The organism is Bifidobacterium sp. MSK.13.1 (genome assembly GCF_019131435.1).
GTDB classification, from domain to species: domain Bacteria; phylum Actinomycetota; class Actinomycetes; order Actinomycetales; family Bifidobacteriaceae; genus Bifidobacterium; species Bifidobacterium pseudocatenulatum.
On sequence record NZ_JAHOMM010000005.1, the window covers coordinates 109003 to 129832 of the forward strand.

At 47.3% G+C, this 20830-nt stretch carries 15 protein-coding genes; 9 read left to right on the forward strand and 6 right to left on the reverse strand.

Annotation, left to right across the window (positions count from 1 at the left end; translation table 11 throughout):
* Positions 1 to 411 precede the first annotated feature (411 nt).
* Positions 412 to 594, reverse strand: a complete 183-nt coding sequence (locus KSY55_RS06655) for a hypothetical protein (RefSeq protein ID WP_099595080.1) — start codon at positions 592 to 594, stop codon at positions 412 to 414.
* Between the two features lie 448 nt (positions 595 to 1042).
* Here KSY55_RS06655 and KSY55_RS06660 point away from each other — a divergent pair, with 448 nt between their 5' ends.
* From KSY55_RS06660 to KSY55_RS06685, 6 genes are all read left to right on the forward strand, one after another.
* Positions 1043 to 3655 (forward strand): LTA synthase family protein, encoded by a 2613-nt coding sequence (locus tag KSY55_RS06660; RefSeq protein WP_303246372.1) that lies wholly within the window; start codon positions 1043 to 1045, stop codon positions 3653 to 3655.
* A 50-nt stretch (positions 3656 to 3705) separates the two neighbouring features.
* Positions 3706 to 4731 (forward strand): glycosyltransferase, encoded by a 1026-nt coding sequence (locus KSY55_RS06665; protein ID WP_033524312.1) that lies wholly within the window; start codon positions 3706 to 3708, stop codon positions 4729 to 4731.
* 104 nt (positions 4732 to 4835) lie between these two features.
* A complete protein-coding gene (locus tag KSY55_RS06670; protein WP_004223131.1) occupies positions 4836 to 5663 on the forward strand; it encodes an ABC transporter permease in 828 nt (275 codons plus the stop codon).
* A complete protein-coding gene (locus tag KSY55_RS06675) occupies positions 5663 to 6937 on the forward strand; it encodes an ABC transporter ATP-binding protein (RefSeq protein ID WP_080789563.1) in 1275 nt (424 codons plus the stop codon). The genes KSY55_RS06670 and KSY55_RS06675 overlap by 1 nt, the downstream gene beginning before the upstream one ends.
* Before the next feature lie 158 nt (positions 6938 to 7095).
* Positions 7096 to 9042, forward strand: a complete 1947-nt coding sequence (locus tag KSY55_RS06680; protein ID WP_080789562.1) for a rhamnan synthesis F family protein — start codon at positions 7096 to 7098, stop codon at positions 9040 to 9042.
* Positions 9039 to 10124: an acyltransferase gene (locus KSY55_RS06685; protein WP_117754733.1), complete on the forward strand. Its 1086-nt coding sequence runs from the start codon at positions 9039 to 9041 to the stop codon at positions 10122 to 10124. The genes KSY55_RS06680 and KSY55_RS06685 overlap by 4 nt, the downstream gene beginning before the upstream one ends.
* Before the next feature lie 2 nt (positions 10125 to 10126).
* On the opposite strand, the gene KSY55_RS06690 is transcribed toward KSY55_RS06685, so the two are convergent.
* The 3 genes from KSY55_RS06690 to KSY55_RS06700 are packed head-to-tail and all read right to left on the reverse strand — an operon-like array spanning position 10127 to position 13630.
* The gene (locus KSY55_RS06690; protein ID WP_055063710.1) at positions 10127 to 11077 is read right to left on the reverse strand and encodes a glycosyltransferase family 2 protein; all 951 of its coding nucleotides are present in this window, start codon (positions 11075 to 11077) and stop codon (positions 10127 to 10129) included.
* Positions 11078 to 11130: 53 nt separating this feature from the next.
* A complete protein-coding gene (locus KSY55_RS06695) occupies positions 11131 to 12759 on the reverse strand; it encodes a glucosyltransferase domain-containing protein (protein ID WP_070097397.1) in 1629 nt (542 codons plus the stop codon).
* 37 nt (positions 12760 to 12796) lie between these two features.
* Positions 12797 to 13630, reverse strand: coding sequence for an NAD(P)-dependent oxidoreductase (locus tag KSY55_RS06700; RefSeq protein ID WP_117754734.1), 834 nt, complete (start codon positions 13628 to 13630; stop codon positions 12797 to 12799).
* Positions 13631 to 13741: 111 nt separating this feature from the next.
* Between KSY55_RS06700 and rfbB the strand changes: the two genes are divergently transcribed.
* From rfbB to rfbA, 3 genes are all read left to right on the forward strand, one after another.
* Positions 13742 to 14764, forward strand: coding sequence for a dTDP-glucose 4,6-dehydratase (rfbB, locus tag KSY55_RS06705; protein ID WP_117754735.1), 1023 nt, complete (start codon positions 13742 to 13744; stop codon positions 14762 to 14764).
* Positions 14765 to 14843: 79 nt separating this feature from the next.
* Positions 14844 to 16265, forward strand: a complete 1422-nt coding sequence (locus KSY55_RS06710) for a bifunctional dTDP-4-dehydrorhamnose 3,5-epimerase family protein/NAD(P)-dependent oxidoreductase (RefSeq protein ID WP_080789557.1) — start codon at positions 14844 to 14846, stop codon at positions 16263 to 16265.
* Positions 16262 to 17170 (forward strand): glucose-1-phosphate thymidylyltransferase RfbA, encoded by a 909-nt coding sequence (gene rfbA / locus KSY55_RS06715; RefSeq protein ID WP_004223109.1) that lies wholly within the window; start codon positions 16262 to 16264, stop codon positions 17168 to 17170. Before KSY55_RS06710 ends, rfbA begins: the two co-directional genes overlap by 4 nt.
* A gap of 80 nt (positions 17171 to 17250) precedes the next feature.
* On the opposite strand, the gene KSY55_RS06720 is transcribed toward rfbA, so the two are convergent.
* The gene (locus KSY55_RS06720; protein ID WP_217749624.1) at positions 17251 to 18963 is read right to left on the reverse strand and encodes a glycoside hydrolase family 25 protein; all 1713 of its coding nucleotides are present in this window, start codon (positions 18961 to 18963) and stop codon (positions 17251 to 17253) included.
* 230 nt (positions 18964 to 19193) lie between these two features.
* Positions 19194 to 20579 carry an ATP-binding protein gene (locus KSY55_RS06725; protein WP_254881875.1) on the reverse strand — a complete coding sequence of 462 codons (1386 nt, stop codon included), beginning with the start codon at positions 20577 to 20579 and terminating at the stop codon, positions 19194 to 19196.
* Positions 20580 to 20830 lie beyond the last annotated feature (251 nt).

The window sequence follows — 20830 nt, forward strand, 5'->3', positions numbered from 1 at the left end:
GCCGAAAAGTTCAATGGTTGCACGGCTTCCCCCGTGGCGGATGCGATATCTATGACAGATTCAGCAGGTTTTTCGCACTCCAAACCTTGATTTGGTGTATGAACGGCACCTCAGTTACCCTTGATTTGGTGTATGAGAGCGCCTTTCGCAACTCTTGATTTGGTGTAAAGACCGCATAATCATTGGCTTTTCAAGCAGAGACCCATTGAACTCAAACGAGCACCCTAAAATTTAGGTCCTGGCAGAAGAGAACTTCTGGATTACATGGCAAGATTCGGGCTCTAGGCCAAGTATGAGTCAGGTCCCGCTTCTGCCTCCAGTGAAGCCGACTCGCTTGCAGCGTGACATCTTCAAAAGCGACGCTTACCGAATCTCAGTTGTCAGACTGCGTCACATCGCCATGGCGAACTGTCATAAGCGTTCCCGTCCGACGCACTTCACAAATTCGTCTTCCTGAGGCTTGGAACCCTTATAGTCGGCAAACAACACTTCAAAATCCGGAACAGCAATGGTCTTCATACGAGCACAAGTTGGAACGGCATGTTCAGCAGCAATATGTCCAGAAGTCGGAATAGTGCGTTCATGGTCTGTCATGGCAACCACGTTACATCTCACGTCAACGGTCTAACTGCGCCAAGCCACGCACCGAATCCGCCGCCCGCCTTCTCGTCGCCCCATACAAGCCACGCTTTCGGCGCATTATCAGCTGGTGGCATCCAACACTTGCGCGCGCATATAGTCGTCCACCTTGAACACCAAATCCGTCTGTCGACTGTCGCTCGCAGCAAATTGAGTAAAAAGATCCACATATCGAGCCTCTCCCCCAGTCTGCAAATCAACCAATTCCTGCGCTACGACCCTTCAGATTTCGCATACATTTTGTTGCCCTTTCCCACTTACGTTGTAGGCAGATACCCCACGTAGCACAGTTAACCTTCCAGCTACCTTTAAGACATCCGCTAGGCACCCGTTCGTCCACAGCTGAACACTAGAATATATCCGGTTTAATTGTACAGAGCCCCTAATTACAAGGGGCTGCTTTTTGAAGGATGCGACGATGCCCATTTACTCGCCTGACCGTCACGCTTGTGCACCTTCATACGTAAAACTTACTAAGCAGCCGATTGCGGGTGGAACATATCGCCCTCTTGCGAATGACGAAGACAGCAACGCTTGCGCCCCATCCGCCCTTTCAGGTCACCATAGTTCAAAACTGTATACGCAGAAGTCGGCAATTCACGCCACCTCCGACAACACAAGCATCTTTATTTCAGGCGCTGGCACCCTGCCCTGTTTACCGGAGATGGTTTCCAGTGGATCCGTCAGTAAAGATGTAATAGACAATAACGAACAAATCGATTCTTCTGAGCTCCAGCCCCATCAACCCGCTGAGCAGCCTTTGAATCAGGTCGTCTCGGTTTGCAAACGAGCCGCACATACTACGGCAAAAACGCTTTCCACCGCAGGGCACACGGCTGTAAAAGCAACCAAAGTTACCGGTCACGCCATCCACACCGCTGCCACAGCAGTAAAAAACGCATGGCATACTTTTATTAATTTCAAAGCCGTTCAACTCATCATCAAATTCTTTAGAAAAGCATATGGCCCGTGGAAGAAGCGCATGAGGTTCTCCTATGCGTTCTACGCCATCGTGTTCACCCTATTGACTTCTGCCGAGGTCATCTTCCTTCAGTGGGGAATGTATAGCGAACCAACGTACGATAAAGGCGATGAAGTTGATCAGACAACCAAAATTCTGAACAGCGTCGCAGGGCAAGTCACCAAATTCGTCAGTCAAATGTGGCTCGAACAGAAATACCAATTTCTGCTCAGCTTGTTTGCACTTGCAATAATCTATCTTGTTTTTATCTTTGTTACCAATCGATTTTGGATTGCGACATTATTGTTCGGTATTCTTTTCACTATTTACGGCACGGCCGATAACATTAAGATGGGACTACGCAATGAACCAATCATTCCTGCCGATCTATCTTTTGTGACAGGAGGAGATTCAGGAAAACTTCTGTCTTTCATTCCTAAAGAAAGTCAGTCATTCGTCAACGGAGCCGCCACTGTTTTAGTCTGGTTCATTTGCTGCTGTATCGTTTTCTTCATTATAGATGGTAGACGGAGTTTCATCTATTGCTCATGGAAAAGACCTTTTGCAAGCATTAAAAACTTTACTGGCACTCTTACCCGCATTGTTGCCGCAATATCCAGTATTGCTTTGCTCTGTTCCTACTCTTGGAACCTCAGCGTTCCCGGCTCCTGGGCATACTCTTTCGCGGGATCGCTTGGGTATACTCCTTCCTTATTCGATACTAAAATTGACGCCCAGACCAATGGTCCGGTCACTACATTCCTCAGCTTGGCAAAAACGAAAGTGATAGAAAAACCAAAAGATTATAATCGCGATACAATGACGCAAATTGCGGAAAAATACTCTCAGCAGGCCATATCAATCAACAACAACAGGCAGAATGACCTTACTGACAGTACTGTAGTAATGATTCTTTCGGAGACTTTTTCCGATCCAACAAGAATTCCTGGTATTTCTTTTTCGACTGATCCGATTCCGAATATTCATGCTATAAAAGACACCACGACCTCGGGCTTGATGTTGTCTTCGGGGTATGGCGGAGGTACCGCCAATATGGAATATCAAGCTTTGACGGGTTTAAGTCTGTCTATTTTTGATGATTCCCTCATTATCCCGTTCCAACAGCTTGTGCCTAATCAGAAGAACCCTTATGCCTTCAACCAAATCTGGAACAATCGATATGGCGCTGACGGCTCTGACGCAGTTCATCCGTATTACCAAAGCATGTATCTGAGAAACGTTGACTACAAGAAATTTGGCTTTTCTCACCTACGCACTCTTGATAGCACTCCCTCAATCAAGCACAAAGACACAATCGACTACTCTCCATACGTCAGTGATGAAGAGGCATACAAAAATATTATTGATTTAATCGAAAAGCAAAAGCACCCACAGTTTTTGCAATTATCCACCATGCAAAATCATATGCCTTACACCAATTGGTACATCGATAATGAATTTGTAGGCGCAGATACTTCCACAGGATTGTCTGCGGACGAATATCAAAATCTCGAAACCTATACTAAAGGACTAAACCTCACCGATCAGGCAACCGCTTCGTTCTTAGACGAACTCAACCAAATTGACAAGCCAATTACTGTGATTTTCTATGGCGATCACCTGCCTAGTATCTATTCGACAGCTGATCAGGATACTGAAAATCACGTCGCTCTACATGAAACCGACTACTTTATATGGTCAAACAGTGCATCAGCATCAAGTGGAACGAAACTCGATGCCTCTAATACAGCCTTCACGTCGCCAAATTACTTCATGTCATTAGCAGCCAACCATATGAATGCGAAAGTATCTCCTTATCTTGCATTACTTACACAATTGTTGGAACAAATTCCCGCAGCAAGTCGCATCGCAACAGAAACAGGCGGAATCAGTTCAGGGGACACAACGTATCTGGACATGTCAGGCAATCAGATCTCGAAGAAATCACTGAGTAAGGACGCAAAACAACTACTTCGTGACTATGAATTGGTTCAATATGATATGACCGCAGGCAAAGGGTATCTAAACAACACCGATTTCACCAAAGTCCAATAACCTTGTACGATAGAAACGTACGACTAACCCATGCGTCAAGGATGCACTTCATGACCGGTATAAGACCGTTGGTCTCAATTATTGTTCCCGTGTATAACGCAGAAAAATATCTGCCATACTGTATCGATTCAATTCTGGCTCAGTCATACCAAACCTTGGAAATCATCCTCGTCGATGATGGCGCTACGGATAAGTCGCCACAAATTTGCGACAGTTATGCAGCTCTGGACTCTCGTGTTCATGTCATTCATCAAGAAAATGGTGGCATCGCTAAAGCTCAGAACGCTGGCCTCGATGCCGCACACGGTGAATATGTCGCTTTTGCGGACAACGATGACATTTTGGATTGTCATAACATTGAATTCCTTCTGCATGCTCTCCTAAGCAGCGGCTCTGACATGTCTAAGGCTCGGTGGCAACAGTTTGGCATCTCACAGCTCGATAAGGTCAAATCAGTTGCAGCAGTAGGCGCAACGGCACCTAACAAAGTAACTGCATTCAAAAACCCACTTCGGTCGTATCAAACTGTTTTCTGCAAGAGTCTTCGTCTCATCGGTGACATACTCAAAAAAAATACCGAAGCTCGTTACTTCAACGAGGCGAACTGGTGCCGCTTATACAAACGAGAATTGTGGGACGGCATTCGTTTCCCCGAAGGCATGTATGCCCAAGATGTCATGGTAGCCGGCAAGTTATACTCCCGCATGCATAAAGTTGTGGACATCGATTGTACTTTGTACTACTGGCTCCAGTCCCCTGGATCCGTCACTCACAGCAAGCGCAATTACAGTTTTTACCAGGACAATCTCAACGCGGGGCTGTCAAATTTCGAGCATGCTCTCAGCCAAGGCGTGCTTCCAGCCCGCAGCTACTACACCATGATCGGATCACTAAACGAGGCAGCCTCCGCCCCCGATTTAAGCTCAAATAGAAGCACTTATGAGCGTAGCAAGAACGAGGCTCAATCTCTTATTAGGAAGCTGTCTCTTTCGCAAAAAACAATTTGTGTAATTCTGCGTCATATGCGGTTAGTTGAAAAGGCTGTGTACGACCGCAAAATTAAAAACATGCAGTAGCTTGCTTCCCAAAGCAATCCAACGTTATATGTGGCATGTGCATAGGGTGTAGATTTTAAACAGCCTAAAGTTTCAGCTATCCCTTTTGATAGAGTGGAGAGACTATGAGTGACTTAATTCGGCGTTTCAAGGCTAAGTACCGATATTCAATAGTGGTATTTAAAGAATTAGTGAAGACTGACTTCCAGCTAAGATATCAAGGATCTTTTCTAGGCGTACTTTGGTCTGTCTTAAAACCGTTGATGCTTTTTGCCGTCATGTACATGGTTTTCGTCCGATTCCTACGTTTTTCGGACGGTACTCCTACATTTGCGATTTCACTTCTGTGCGGTACATGCTTGTGGTCATTCTTTTCTGAAGCGACCACTATGGGAATGCAGTCAATAGTTAATCGTGGCGATTTACTTCGCAAGGTTCATTTCCCGAGCTATATCATCGTTGCCGCAACAACCATGGGATCTATGATTTCCCTTGGAATAAACTTGCTTGTGGTTGTCATCTTCGGTTTCTTCTCGCACGCCCATTACACATGGTATATGCTGCTAGTTCCTCTGAACGTACTGCAGCTTTATGCGCTGGCCCTCGCCATTTCGTTGCTTCTCGGCACGTTGTATGTATATTTTCGAGATGTGTCCCATATATGGGATGTCGTTTTACAAGCAATGTTTTATGCGATTCCTGTAATTTATCCACTTTCTATGGTTTCGCAGTACTTCCCCGCTGTGTCCAAAATTATGTTACTCAATCCAATAGCGCAGACCATCATGGATGTCCGTCACAATCTGTTATCTCCAGAGGACATTCCAACTGTATGGACATGGGTGGGTGACCCCATTCTTTCCCTTATCCCGTATGCTCTGACGGCATTATTGCTCTGGCTTGGTGTACATGTTTTCCGAAAGAATAGCAGCAAATTCGCGGAGGTACTCTAGTGACTACAGTTGAAACCCCGATTGTCCTGTCGAACGATGAAGAGAATCCCCTCGCGCTATCTGTTTCTCACGTTGCAAAATCGTTCCGTCTGCCGACAGAACAGGCAAGTGGCCTAAAACAAGCCTTCCTGAACTGGACCAAAGGCATCAAAGGATACCGTGAACAGCAAGTGCTGCGCGATATTTCTTTCGAAGTACGAAAAGGTGATTTCTTTGGTATCGTCGGACGAAACGGCTCTGGAAAATCAACCCTCCTCAAGATTATTTCAGGTATCTATACACCCGAAAAAGGCAACGTTGTGATAAATGGAACTCTAGTCCCGTTTATCGAATTAGGTGTCGGTTTTAATCCAGAATTAACGGGTAGAGAAAATGTGTACCTCAATGGCGCACTCCTCGGTTTCTCTCGCGACCAAGTCGACGCAATGTATGACGATATCGTTGAATTTGCTGAGCTTGGTGAATTCATGGATCAGAAACTTAAAAACTATTCTAGCGGCATGCAGGTGCGTCTTGCTTTCTCTGTGGCTATCAAAGCGCGCGGAGACATTCTAGTTCTAGATGAAGTACTTGCGGTTGGAGACGAGGCTTTCCAGAAGAAGTGCGATAGGTTCTTTAAGCAGGTCAAAACCGATCCAAGCAAGACAGTTATACTTGTCACGCATAGCATGGATGCCGTCAAGAAGTATTGCAATAAGGCAATTCTCATTAAAGACGGTGAAATTATTGCCTCTGGTGACCCACATAATGTCGCAGATCAGTATTCGCTCGAGAATGCACATGAACTCAACTATTACAAGACAAAGAACGACTCGAGCAAGGAGCTTCGCTATCCCAATGGTCTGAACCAGCGCGTTCCCGTGCTTCGAATAACTCCTGTCAGCCCTAAAATCGTCGATGGGGAATCTCCCTTTGTTTTTGACGTTGAATATGAATACGCCATTAGTGATCGACAGGGATATCTGGGGCTAATTCTGCAAGATGCACGACGCGGTGGCCAAATTTATGACGTCGATACTCAAAGCGAATATTTCGGTCTCCCAATTGAAAAAGGGCACCATAAAGTCCGGTTTTCCATTCCAATGGAGCAATTCAATAACGGGGAGTTCCGCATTTTCGCCACCATCCGTTCTGAGTCAGAGGAATCAGAACGGCCAGATTACGTCGCTTTCACCAACGATGATTTCTGCTGCTATTTTGCAGTGCGCAATGATAGAAACAGCGAAAACGGTATCCTCAGTGACCGCGCGTTGACTTTTAATCGCATCGACTAGTCAAGTTTTACGAGAAGGACGACTTTCAAAAAATTGACAGGTCTTTAGAAAGCGACAGCGAGTCATTGCTGTAAGTAATTATGACCAGATAAATAACTGCAGCAACCTGTCCAGGTCGTGATACGTATTATCAATACACACAGAGAGAGCAAACTACTATGAAAATTCAAGATGAGTCATCGGTAAAACGTCTTGGGATTTTCTTCTTCTACGATGCAGAAGGCGTGGTAGATGACTACATCCCTACATTGCTGAATGGTTTCAGACCCTATCTTTCTGAAATGACTATCGTCTGCAATGGAAAATTGAACGAGGCAGGAGAAAAAATTCTTTCCTCGTATACAAATAACCTGATTGTTCGCCCAAATGAGGGCTTCGATGTTTGGGCTTATAAAACTGCAATGGAATCTTACGGTTGGGAAAAACTCGTATCTTTCGATGAAGTTGTGCTGTTCAACGCCACCATCATGGGTCCTGTCTATCCGTTCTCTGAAATGTTTGAGACGATGGATCAGCGTGATTTGGACTTCTGGGGTATCACAAAGTTCCATAAAGTTCCACAGGACCCATTCGGGCGCAGTCCCTTTGGATATCTACCAGAGCATATTCAATCCCACTTCCACGCATACCGTCGAAGCCTGATTGAGAGCAAGTCATTCCAAGACTATTGGGACAATATGCCTCCTATTAAAAGCTACTATGATTCTGTTGGCCTCCATGAGTCATTGTTTACTAAACGTTTTGCTGACAAGGGATTTAAGTGGGACACCTACGTCAATACGGATGATTTAGAAGGCTTTACATACGGACCGATTACTTTTGCCGCGAAGACACTAGTCGCAGAAAAGCGTTGCCCTATTTTCAAACGTCGCTCATTCTTCCATGACTACATGGATACCATGAATCAGTCCGTAGGCAATGCCGCGTTGGACTTGTTTGAATTCCTACGTGATCATACTGACTTTGATGTTGATCTCATTTGGCAAAATGCACTGAGAACCATGAATCTCGCAGATCTTGTCAAAAACCTGCATCTTGATTTTGTTCTTCCCACAAATACTATCGCTCCCATTCCGACTAATAAGCGTATTGCTCTTATCATGCATTTGTACTATATGGATTTGCTCGATAAGACTCTGGAATACGCTAAATCCATGCCGGAAGGTTGCGATTTCATTTTCACCGTTGGCTCTGAGGAGAACGCTACGATTGTGCGAGAGCGTTGCAAAGATCTGCCCTATAACGTTGATGTGCGTGTTATTCAGAATCGCGGACGTGACGTCAGCGCATTATTGGTTGGAGCAGGCAAAGACTGCCTTCAATACGATTACGTATGCTTCGCACATGACAAAAAAGTTACCCAACTTTCTCCATACAGCATAGGTGATGGCTTCGCTTATAAGTGCTTCGAGAATGTATTAGGAAGTAAGGCTCTGGTCAGCAATATAATCAATCATTTCGAGAATGATCCGCATGCTGGCGTTCTTGCACCTGCGCCGCCGAACCATGCTGATTACTTTGGTAATTTCGCCAGTCTTTGGGGACCAAATTACGAAGGTACCAAAAAAATGCTTGAAAAAACACTACGGGTTAAGGTTCCACTGGATAAGGATAAAGAACCTATTGCTCCCATGGGAACGATGTTCTGGTTCCGTCCAAAAGCTTTGCAACAGTTCTTCGACATCGACTGGAAGTATGAGGACTTCCCTCCTGAGCCGAATAAAATCGACGGTTCCATGCTTCATTTTGTTGAACGAGCTTACGGTTATGTTCCTCAAGCTAACGGCTACTACACAGGCTATATCTATTCTGACCGTTTTGCGCGTATCGAGATCACTAACCTCTCTTATGATATCCAAAAGCTAGCCAATTGTGCCGCTCCCTATCTTGATGCGACTTTACTTGGAACTTGTACAAATGTACCCCGTGGCTTCTCTTTAAGAGCTGCCATTCTTCTATGGTTCAAGCGTATGCTGGTAAAAGTGCCCTTTGCCTATCATTGCGGTGCAAAATTCATGAACTTGTATAGACATATCCGTCACCCGCGCACATACAAAACCCGATATGGAAACGCCAACAGCCATCTGAAGAAAGACCGTACATGACAGACAATAGTCTCACCGCTAAGAAAGCTGAGGACGTAGCCCAGCAGAGCAAGAAAAAACGTCCACGACTTTTCTATTTGGATTTGGTGCGTGCGCTAGCTGCAATCCTTATTGTTATCACGCATTTCAACAATCCTTATATGCTCGGCCATCCAGTTTTCATGTATGAACCATTTGGCATTTATGTAGGCAGTCTAGGTGTATCGCTGTTCCTCATCATTTCAGGAGCAGCGCTTATGTACACATATGGCGAATCCGACAAACTAGACTGCAGGCATTTCTATTACAAGCGCTTCATTGGAATCTATCCAATGTTCTGGATTGCATTTATCCTTGCGAATGCTTTTCTCTTCCTTCGTAACGGAGGACACGTACTTGCTTCCGCACCGAAATGGTCATTAATCTTTTCGGTACTTGGCATCGATGGCATGGTCGCGAACACCTCGTTCCCGACTTTTTATACGCTAGGTGAATGGTTTTTAGGGTTCATCCTCATCTATTATGCGCTATTCCCTCTGTTGCGCTGTGGAGTTAAGAAGCACCCGATTATAACAGTCATTATCGCTCTTGCACTTTATGCAGTTACTTTGATCCTTCAGCCAACAATATTTGGTTTGCCTTCGGATCTGCTCATGACTACGCGACTGCCAGAATTACTGTTTGGCATGTATTTCATCCAGTACATACAAAAAGTACCAACGGTCGCAGGAGCTGGAGCTCTTCTAGTGCTTATCATACAAGAGCTTCATCCTTTGCTAAAAGGTTCTTTTGCCGTGACTGTAGTAGGAATCGGTGCATTCCTAGTCATCGTTTATGCAGCAAAATGGCTTGATGTGCAACCCGTACGTGTACCAGTAAAGTCCATCGCGAAATACTCGTATCCAATTTTCCTGGTACATCACGTCTTGATTGCCCAAGTCTTCACAATCGTTGATTGCACCGCTCTGTCACCTTTTGACGGATATCTACTTTTCTTTGCAGATTTCTTAATAATCATGGCATTAGCAGTTGGACTCTTTAAACTTGAGAAAGCGACAGTCCAATACGTGCGTTCGATGTTCGCAACAGGAAACAGAAGATGACTTTATTCTAAATTGTCCTCGTCTGTTTCCTTGATTATATATATAGGCCTATGTTTTACTTCAGTGTAGGTTTTGGCCAGATATTCTCCCACGATGCCGATGCAAAAAAGTTGCAACCCACCGATCAGGAGAATAATGCTAATCATGCTTGGCCATCCTGCAACAGGATCGCCAAAGAGTAATGCCCTCAGGACAACAATAATGATGCCTATGAATGCAGCATCACAGCAGAAAACACCTAAAAATGAAGCAAAGGCAAGAGGAACCGTTGAAAAACCTGCAATACCCTCAATGGAATATCTAAACAATGACCAGAAATTCCATTTGGTCTTTCCAGCGACTCGTTCTATATTCTTATAGGAAATCCAATGAGTCTTAAAGCCAACCCACGAAAAAATACCCTTAGAAAAACGATTATATTCAGTTAAATCAAGAATAGCATCAACAAATTTTCTTGTCATAAAACGGAAATCTCGAGCACCGTCCATAATCTCCGTACCAGACAATTTATTAATGATTTTATAGAATAATTTAGCAAAAAGACTGCGGACTAAAGGCTCGCCCTTACGTGTTTCTCTGCGCGTAGCGACACAATCGTATTCTTTATTTTCTATAAGGAATCTCAACATTTCAGGCATAAGAGACGGAGGATCCTGCAGATCCGCATCCAATGTTGCTACATAATCGCCTTCAGCATTTTTCAAGCCAGCATACAAGCCAGCTTCCTTACCGAAATTACGGGAGAAAGAGATAAACCGAACACGATCATCCTTCTTCCGCAATTTTCGGAGTTCCTTGACAGTTCCATCGGATGAGCCATCATCGATAAAGATAAACTCAGCCTCGGCTTGATATTCTTTACGCAGAATATCGGAGACATGACAAGCTTCTTTATAAAAAATCGGCAACGACTCTTCTTCGTTGTAGCAGGGAACAACAAAACTGACAAGCATCACGCATAATCCTTATTAATACTTTTAACCCGGAACATGGCCACATGAATAAGTCAAAAATTGACTATTACAAAATCATCCTTCTGTACAACACTCCCTTTAGCTGGCCAATGAGGCATCGAACGTCCCACCTCCGTCGCTTTTTCAATCTGCTCGGTAGAAGCTTGTGCAAAATTTGTTCCCGTAATATTTAAGAAATTCGTCTTAACAAACGTTCCTTGTTCGGGGGAAACGGTCACTTCAAACAAAGATCGTCCCACCAAACCCAACTGGTCCGAGGTATAGCAGTCTTTATTACAAGCGGACTTATGATAATTCAGGAATACTAGAGACACCTCAGACTGATCGTCGATATTCAGCTCATCGATTCGCGTTCTAATCTCCTGCGCCAGTTCCATATCCTGCTGATGATTGGTGGCTTCCGTATAAAAGATACGATTCACGATGAGTGCTTGACTCCATCCAATTGCCAGCACCGAGAAGATCGCAAGCCACTTTACACAACGTTCCTTAGTGAATGAAACAGATGCCCATACCGCCAAGAAAGATAACACAAATGAGAATGCCAACGGATACGACATCTCAGTCCGAGTGGAAGGATTGCCTCCTAAAACAACGCTCATCATCATCGGAGAGGCGCACACACACAATGCGACAATGAACATCAAAACATCAGCATGTTTTCGGGATACAGCAATCCCCATCACTGCCAAGAAAATACCCAGCACAATTGGGAACGCAACGGAATAATATATCCCCTCTCCTGAATACAACGTCACAGCATGGCTCAAAATAGCATGCGCAATTTCGTGAATAGATCCCTTACCCCAACTTGATTGATCGCTAATGTATGCGTTTGTCGTCACATGATACATCTTCATTGCAGCAGCATTAGCGACTTTGTAGAAAGCATAAGCAAAAACAAAAATACCAGCAGCGACAAAAATGAAAACAAAACGACGTAATAAATCATGCTCACGGTCATCCCAAAAAAGCACGAGAAAAACCATGGCAACCCCAGTGATAAACACAGTTACCATCGCCAAGTACAAGGTAAATGCAGCAAAAGCCGTCAGACACGACAATACTGCAACCCACCATTTTTTGCTAAACCAACTGTTTAGCAGCAGCATCAAGGAACATGCTACAAGTCCCAGTGCGATGCCAATCTCTGCCCCTGTTAGAGTAAAACCTACCATCTCCGCCAAAATAGGCGATGCGACAAATGGCACTGTAAAGAAAGCCGGATGGAACTTGCCTTTAAGATTTGAGGCCCCCGCAAGCAAGTAGGCCCATAACAGCGCTGCCAGTAGAAGACACATGGCCGTCAAAAAAGAAGCAACCGCATTGTTATACCAATACAGTCCCAATACCTTCTTTAAAGCGAGAAGGCCGAAACGCTCAAGCCCTACCCAAGACCTATACAGATTCTCCGGCACCTGCATCATGGCCTCCGTGTCGATGGAATACGAGTTACCAAACATCTTCAATTCGTATCCCATAAACAGGAAAAACACACTCAGCACCATGTCCCAAGGATTTCCTTGCAGGTACTTCATAAAACCTCTGAGAGAATATTTGTCTCTCAGAGGAATGGAAGGTCTCTTCACTTCAGAAACGCTGACCGTCTCTGAATCTTCAATACTAGAAGTTTCGACACTTATAGCTTCAACACTTGCCATTATTATTTTAGCTAGTTCCAATCACACCTATTGCGGTTCAGTTACCTAGAATCTGCCGAATTTTAGTCGCGTCGCCCCACACACCCGGAGAGTCATACGGTCGATCCGGGAATGCGCCGTACTCAAGCTTAATGTTGAGGCCATTCTCCTTGATGTAACGTTCCACTCGTTCAGCCAAAGTAAGTGGCTCACCTGTGCAGCAATTGATAATCCCGTTAACCTGATCCTGAGAAACAACAGCACTAATCTGACGTGCAAGCTCATCCACATCAATGAAATCGTACTTGTTCTTTCCTGTAGTAAACGGGAATGTTGGCTTACCCTCATTAGCAGCCTGAAGCAGTTTTGAAAAAATGGAACTTCCATGTGCATCGTCGCCGACAATATAATACGCACGAATCCACTGAACCGTCGCATCTTTTTCCTTAGCAAGCATTAGAGTCGCCTCTCGGAGAGCGTTCTTAGCGATGCCATACATAGATGCCGGATGGCAGGGAGTACTTTCATCAATGGCGCCCTCCCAGTAGCCGACTTCGTGCATCGTGCCCATGACCGCAATCTGCTTTAGCCCCGCATCCAGCATGGTCTTAATGAACCTGTAGTGGCTGGAAAGATCTCCCATATGATTGTCTGAATTGTGCTTAAAACCGTCACGCCAAGCCATGTGCAAGCACACATCAGGAGAACCAAGTTCCTCAAACAGCGAATCATTTGGTCCAAAAATGTTTGCCTGAATCTTTGTTGCCCTGTCGTCAATACCATCAACTCGGAGGTCAGAAGCTACAACTTCCAGTCCGGAATCCAATAATGCCTTCACCACATGGCGGCCGATGTATCCGCCAGCACCCGTAACCAAAATTTTCTTAGCCATAAACACCGAGTTTACCAGCAGCAGTTCCCCTACACCAAGGCGTGAAAAGACCCAACGGAAATTTCACGTTTCACTCGGCTTTCGTACGTGTTGGCAGCTACTATTAAGTGTATGGCTGAAGAGACGTTTACTCCTAAGAACATCATCGTGACCGGTGGCTGTGGTTTCATCGGGTCGAATTTCGTGCATTATGTGGTCGACAACCATCCGCATGTGCACGTGACCGTGTTGGACGCTTTGACCTACGCGGGCAACATCGAGAACATCGCGGGCCTTCCCGAGGATCGTGTCGAGTTCGTACACGGCAACATCTGCGACGCGGAACTGCTCGACAGGATTGTGCCGGGCCACGACGCGATCGTGCATTATGCGGCCGAGTCCCACAACGACAATTCGATCGCGGATCCGGAACCGTTCCTGAAGACGAACGTAGAGGGCACGTTCCGCCTGCTCGAGGCCGTGCGCAAGTACGGCATCCGCTACCACCACGTGAGCACGGACGAGGTGTATGGCGACCTCGCTTTGGATGATCCGGCCAAGTTCACGGAGTCCACCCCGTACCATCCGTCCAGCCCGTACTCGAGCACGAAGGCCGCGTCCGACATGCTGGTGCGCGCGTGGACCCGCACGTACGGCCTGAGGACCACTATTTCCAACTGCTCGAACAACTACGGCCCGTACCAGCATGTGGAGAAGTTCATCCCCCGCCAGATCACGAACATCCTCGAGGGCGAGAGGCCGAAGCTGTACGGCAAGGGCGAGAACGTACGCGACTGGATCCACACCGAGGACCATTCCAGCGGCGTGTGGACGATCCTGACCAAGGGAAGGATCGGCGAGACCTACCTGATCGGCGCGAACGGCGAGAGGAACAACATCACCGTGCTTCGCATGATTCTGAAGATGATGGGACAGAGCGAGGACGCGTTCGACTGGGTGAAGGACCGTCCGGGCCACGACCGTCGATACGCGATCGATTCCACGAAACTGCGGACCGAGTTGGGTTGGACGCCCACGCACACGGACTTCGAGTCCGGCCTGAAACAGACCATCGACTGGTACACGGACAACCGCTCCTGGTGGGAGCCGGCCAAGGCCGCCACTGAAGCCAGGTACAAGCAGCAGGGCCAGTAAGACACATACGAGAACGGTCACACCCCAAAGGGCGTGGTCCCATGATGATTCCCATCTACGGCAAAGGATTTACGAGGGTATGGATTTCGAGAAGGATTTGAGGGTCGAGGAGACGAACGTTCCGGGACTGCTGGTGTTCGACCTGCCGGTGCACGGCGACAACCGTGGCTGGTTCAAGGAGAACTGGCAGCGGGCGAAGATGACCGAGCTCGGCCTGCCGGATTTCGGTCCGGTGCAGAACAACATCAGCTTCAATGCGAAGAAGGGCGTGACGCGAGGCATCCACGCGGAACCGTGGGACAAGTACATCTCGATCGCCACGGGCTCCGTGTTCGGCGCGTGGGTGGACCTGCGTCCGGGCGAATCCTTCGGCCAGGTGTACACGACCGTATTGGATCCATCGAAGGCGATCTATGTGCCGCGTGGCGTGGGCAACAGCTTCCAGGCTTTGGAGGACGGCACCGCGTACACGTATCTCGTGAACGCGCATTGGAGCCTCGAGCAGAAGAAGACCTACACCTTCGTGAACCTCGCGGACCCGGAGCTGAACATCCAGTGGCCGATCCCGCTGGAGGAGTCCGAACGCAGCGAGGCCGACCTGAAGCACCCGATGCTGAGGGACGCGAAGCCGATGGCGCCTAAGCGCACAATGGTTTTTGGATGCAACGGCAAACTCGGCAAGGCAATCAGGCAATATGCCGAAGATCATCATCTCGAAGGTTTTGAATATCACGACACAGACACCTTCGACATCTCCGATGCGCATGCTTTTGAAAATGTGGATTGGGATTTGTACGGCACCATTATTAATGCCGCAGCTTTCACTGCCGTCGATGCTGCCGAAACAGCAGAGGGACGAAAAGCGGCATGGTTGACAAATGTTCAAGGCGTAAAGAACCTTGCTAAAGTCGCTACAGATCACAAAATCACCTTGGTTCATATTTCCAGTGATTACGTATTCGATGGCGAACTTGAATTCCACAAAGAAGACGAAGGCTTCGCGCCACTGGGAGTCTACGGACAGACCAAGGCCGCGGGTGATGCACTTGTGGAAAATGTCCCTCAGCATTATCTCTTGCGTTCTAGCTGGGTTATCGGTGAAGGACGCAACTTTGTAACCCGCATGCTAGGTCTTGCGCAATCAGGCGAACCTGCAGAAGCGCCACGAGATCAATTCGGGCGTTTGACTTTCACCTTTGATATGGCAAATGCTATTTTCCATCTCCTGACGACCCATGCTGAATACGGTACTTATAACATGACTGGATCCGGCAAAGTTGCTAGCTGGTACGATATCGCAAAGATTGTTTACGAGACCGCAGAAGCTGATATATCTGCGCTTAAGGCAAATTCCGTCGAAGAATATGTTCAGAACACTCACGGTGCACTTCGCCCACGCAATTGTTCTCTGGATCTAAGCAAATTGGAATCCACCGGATATGCACCGGTTGACTGGGAAGAGGCTCTCCACGACTACCTCCAGAAGGAGATTGCAAAATGAAAGGCATCATTCTTGCTGGAGGATCCGGCACGAGGCTTTATCCTCTAACAACCGTCACTTCAAAGCAGCTTCTACCGGTTTATGACAAGCCGATGATCTATTACCCGCTCAGCGTGTTGATGATGGCTGGAATTCGTGACATTTTGATCATCAGCACTCCGAAAGATCTACCGAACTTTGAACGACTTTTGGGAGACGGTAGCCAGTATGGAGTCAATTTCAGTTACAAGGTTCAGCCGTCTCCGGATGGTCTGGCACAAGCTTTCATCATCGGAGAAGATTTTATCGGAGGCGAACCCTGCGCACTTGTTCTTGGAGATAATATCTTCTATGGAAATGGTCTTGGCAAAACCTTGAGAAGAGCCGCCTCCGTCAAACACGGCGCTACTGTTTTCGGGTATTACGTTGATGATCCTGAACGTTACGGTGTTGTCGAGTTCGACAGTAACCATAAAGCGATATCGATAGTAGAAAAGCCCGAACATCCTGCTAGCAATTATGCTGTTACGGGTCTTTATTTTTACGATGCACGAGTCAGCGAGTTCGCCAAGCAGGTAAAGCCTTCTCCTCGCGGAGAACTCGAAATTACTGATTTGAACAAGATGTATCTAGAAGATAATAGCTTAAACGTCCAAACCTTGGGACGAGGCTATGCTTGGCTTGATACGGGAACAATGGATTCTCTGTTTGAAGCTGGAGAATTCGTGCGAACAATTCAGCATGCTCAGGGTCTTCCGATTGCAGTCGCAGAAGAAATCGCATTTGAAAATGGCTGGATCTCAGCAGAGCAACTTATGGAAGCTGCAATAAAGTATGGGAAATCCCCATATGGAAAGCATCTTAAAGATGTCGCAGATCATAAAATTATATCCCGTCCAAACGATGATCCACAAATAACTGAATAATAAAAAATAGATCGCTGTTTCACGAAGCTCATGAAACAGCGATCTATTTTTATCAGCCTAATAACTAGCCCAATGAGTCGTCAAACTCCAAAGGCATAGGTCTTAGTCTCTACTAACTTCCCATTTGACGTATACAACTCAAAGTGAGTCCAATATATCCCTTTACTAGGTTTTTCCCAAACAGCCCACTGACCGTTAAAACCGGCGACCCATTGTTGCTTGTTTACGTCGTATATCTTAATCTTGTAACGTCCTTGAGCATTATCAGAGGATACTCCCAGCAAAACATCTTTTGACTGCCATCCCGCGTAAGTAGCATTAATCCGCTTGCTGCCCGGAACATATGCAAATGCGATGGTCTTTTCACCAACACTTGTCTTGGAAGCCGCATCGCGCACTTCAAGATGCAACCAATATGTTCCAACATCATCAGACCAACCGGCCCAATTTGCACTATTCCAATTGGCGATGGTCTTCCATTTGCCCGTATTAACATTGTACGACTGCCACTTGTATTCAAGATCAGTGTACGGAGCATTCACAGATGCTCCAACTGCGATATCTTCATCTCTTACGACCCATAGCAGATTAATTAAGGATTCATACTCCTTATTCCCGAACGCATTCATGTCCACATTGCCGCTGATGCCGTCCACCTTGCCGGTGCTGGTGTACTGCCATCCGCGACTGTTGGTCGGGAACGAGTCGAATCCCATGCGAGCGCCGTACTGCGCCACCCACGTGGTTTTGGCGTAAATGTCGGCATGTTTCAGCGGTCCTTGCAGGTAGCTGGTGTACGAGTAAACGCCTAGATTCTTGTATCCGGCGGACTGTAGTGCGCTGTACCAGTTGTTGACGATATTGTTGTACACGTTCGGGTCGGTGGGCGGCTGATGCCCCTCCCAGGTCCACTTTTCCAGGTCGTAGTACACGGGGTACGCCAAGTCGCTCGGATTCACACCGAATTGCTTGAGTTTGGCGACCACGTCGGCACCTTCTTCTTTGGCGAGCGCCGGAGTGTCCGCGTAGGAATACCAGTAGATGCCGAACGGGATGCCAAGTCTCTTGCATTCGGAAATGTTACGTTGCGCTTTCTTGTCGGCATTGTTGCCTTCGCCGTAGCCGAGGCGGATGATCGCGCCTTCCACGCCGTCGGCTTTCGCTTTGGCCCAATCGATGTCGCCTTGCCATCCGGAAACGTCGATCACGCCTTTGGCTTGCTGCACGAACAGGTTGTTCTGGTAGTCGAAAAAAGCTTTCGAATTGTTGTAGGTGCCCCAGTGCGCGCCGTATTCATTGCTTTCGAATTTGGAGAGCTGTACGTTCGCGTCGGCTACAGCATTTTTGACATCTTCCGCACTTACCGGAATGAAGGATTCGCCGTTGGTTTTGGCGAGCGGATCCGGCTGCTGATCCTTCGTGCCGACCAATGTTGGATCGGTCACGATTTCGCCAGTTTCGATGTTCTTGACCTCACCTTCGGGGGTGACAGCCAGGTCTTCCGAAACCACGGTGGCATCGTCGGAAATCTCGTCACTGACGTTATCCGGAAGTTTCGCATTCGGATTGTCGGGCATGCTGTCTTGCGATTGCTGGTCGCCCGTCTGATCATCCGACTGATCGTCAGACTGCATAACAACACCATTATCTGCAGTAACGGAACCGCTTTGCGCAACAGCATCCTCAATCGCAATATCCTGCAATGCGTAAGCCGGCGCAACCGCAACGGAAGCAGTCAACGCAACCGCAGACAGCGCAGTCGCAATCTTCACAACATGATGTGGCGAAACCATTCGTCAGCCTCTCTTGAATACAGTCATCAACCCCAAATATTCGGCGCAAACGCCCTAACCGCCAACTCTAACCGCACCCCGCAACCCCGTCCATCCCCAACTCCAAAATCATTCCAATCCCCACATCTCACGCATTACACACTGATAAGAATCGGCTAGCTCGTTAGGGGCACCGATATGGCATCATCCATTTCCTTATCTCCTTTCCAGCATTCTCGCTGACCTTCCCATCACGCTTCGTAGAGGGACCATTTCCAGGAGGGGAGTACGTGGATCGTGCCAGTGGAATCGGGAAGTTCGATGGTTTCTCCCTCGTTAAGCGTGAGAATCAGGCCGGAGTCAACGTTGGTACGTTGCATAACCGCTTGCAGAGAGCCGATTTCTCGTGCCCTGGTTTTCTCATTTCCCATATTGGCACACACTTGAATAAGCCCATACGGTTCCGTAGCAAGAGCATCGCTGATAAGAAAGTCAACTTTCTCCTGTTTGGACGTCGGCATAGTGTACGAAGTGATTGTTTCCGTACGCCTACCGGAAGTTCGTCTCTGCAATTCGCAGAAAATCGCAGTTTCCAGTCGTTTTCCAATATCTTGCTGGTTGGCGCGTGACACCGCGTAAACCATACCCTGATCGACGGCATACATTTTCGGCACCGCAGTACTACCCGGCTTGAGCATGGTGGAATGCTCCTCAAGCTGATACACCAGAAATGCCTGCTTGAACAGCTCGAGTAACGTATTCGCCTTATCCCAATAGATTTTCCAGCCGACCGCTCGCAACGTTTCCACAAGACCATTGGTAGACAGCTCGCAGGCCGTATTGCGCAGCAAAAACAGCGCTATCTGCGTGGCGAGAGTAATGTTTTCACGACCAAGACGCTCGGCAACGTCACGCGCAACCACGTCCCGCACGTAACCTTGGAGCGTTTCAATACGATCAGCTTCAACCATACGTTGCACTGCAGGGAAGCCGCCAATAGTTAGGTAATCGTTGTAGGCAGCTTCAAACCGGGTGACCTCTCGCGGCGAAAACACGGCATCGGCAAGAGTGCTGCCCGCTGTAGGCGTTTCGATTCCCCGAAAGTCGCAGAATTCACGGAAAGACAGTGGCGTCATGGCATGCGGATGCGATCTTCCTCGGAAATTCGTTGCGATTTCTTCGCTGGGCAGTTTCGAAGACGATCCAGTAATGACTAGCGTCACAGCTTCATGTTCGGCTATGCGCTGGCAGAATCCCTGCCAATTGGCGCATTCTTGCACTTCATCAAGGAAGAGGTAGCAGCCATGGTCACGAGAGTCGGGATATTGCCGCCAGTATTCCGTAACAATATCGTTGAGCACGGTGTCTTGCATTGGTTGCAGACGATCGTCAGCGAAGTTGAAATAGAAAATATCATTACGCGAGACGCCGTTTTGTAACAAATCATGAATTTTCTGGAAAAGATAGAACGTTTTGCCGCAACGTCGGATGCCAGTGATGATGTGCACAGCATTGAACACTGCCGGCTGCGGCAGCTCGCGTATGATTTCGATGCGGCGTGACGGCGTAGGAATGTCAAACTGCATGGACTCACGAACCAGCATGGCATACGATTCACATGGATTATCCGGCACCATAAGTTCTTCCTTTCGCCGTCCGTTGCGAAACACCCAACAATCCCAGCATAACACTTCTCAAAAATTTTAAGAAGTTTCCACCAACACTTCTCAAAATTTTTAAGAAGTTATCACAGACGAATAAAACTCCAGAGAGTACCTGAATGCATTAACGACTACAACACGAGTATGGGAAATCGGGGAAGGACGGGTATCGTACGCTGTATATTGGCATTTCAGGTGGACTCTCGGAACGTGATTCAATTGCCCTG

Excerpts from the sequence above, each read along its gene's own strand:
- KSY55_RS06655 (WP_099595080.1), bottom strand. The coding sequence starts at position 594 with ATGACAGACCATGAACGCACTATTCCGACTTCTGGACATATTGCTGCT.
- KSY55_RS06665 (WP_033524312.1), top strand. The coding sequence starts at position 3,706 with ATGACCGGTATAAGACCGTTGGTCTCAATTATTGTTCCCGTGTATAAC.
- KSY55_RS06670 (WP_004223131.1), top strand. The coding sequence starts at position 4,836 with ATGAGTGACTTAATTCGGCGTTTCAAGGCTAAGTACCGATATTCAATA.
- KSY55_RS06680 (WP_080789562.1), top strand. The coding sequence starts at position 7,096 with ATGAAAATTCAAGATGAGTCATCGGTAAAACGTCTTGGGATTTTCTTC.
- KSY55_RS06685 (WP_117754733.1), top strand. The coding sequence starts at position 9,039 with ATGACAGACAATAGTCTCACCGCTAAGAAAGCTGAGGACGTAGCCCAG.
- KSY55_RS06690 (WP_055063710.1), bottom strand. The coding sequence starts at position 11,077 with ATGCTTGTCAGTTTTGTTGTTCCCTGCTACAACGAAGAAGAGTCGTTG.
- KSY55_RS06695 (WP_070097397.1), bottom strand. The coding sequence starts at position 12,759 with ATGGCAAGTGTTGAAGCTATAAGTGTCGAAACTTCTAGTATTGAAGAT.
- KSY55_RS06700 (WP_117754734.1), bottom strand. The coding sequence starts at position 13,630 with ATGGCTAAGAAAATTTTGGTTACGGGTGCTGGCGGATACATCGGCCGC.
- rfbB (WP_117754735.1), top strand. The coding sequence starts at position 13,742 with ATGGCTGAAGAGACGTTTACTCCTAAGAACATCATCGTGACCGGTGGC.
- KSY55_RS06710 (WP_080789557.1), top strand. The coding sequence starts at position 14,844 with ATGGATTTCGAGAAGGATTTGAGGGTCGAGGAGACGAACGTTCCGGGA.
- rfbA (WP_004223109.1), top strand. The coding sequence starts at position 16,262 with ATGAAAGGCATCATTCTTGCTGGAGGATCCGGCACGAGGCTTTATCCT.
- KSY55_RS06720 (WP_217749624.1), bottom strand. The coding sequence starts at position 18,963 with ATGGTTTCGCCACATCATGTTGTGAAGATTGCGACTGCGCTGTCTGCG.
- KSY55_RS06725 (WP_254881875.1), bottom strand. The coding sequence starts at position 20,579 with ATGGTGCCGGATAATCCATGTGAATCGTATGCCATGCTGGTTCGTGAG.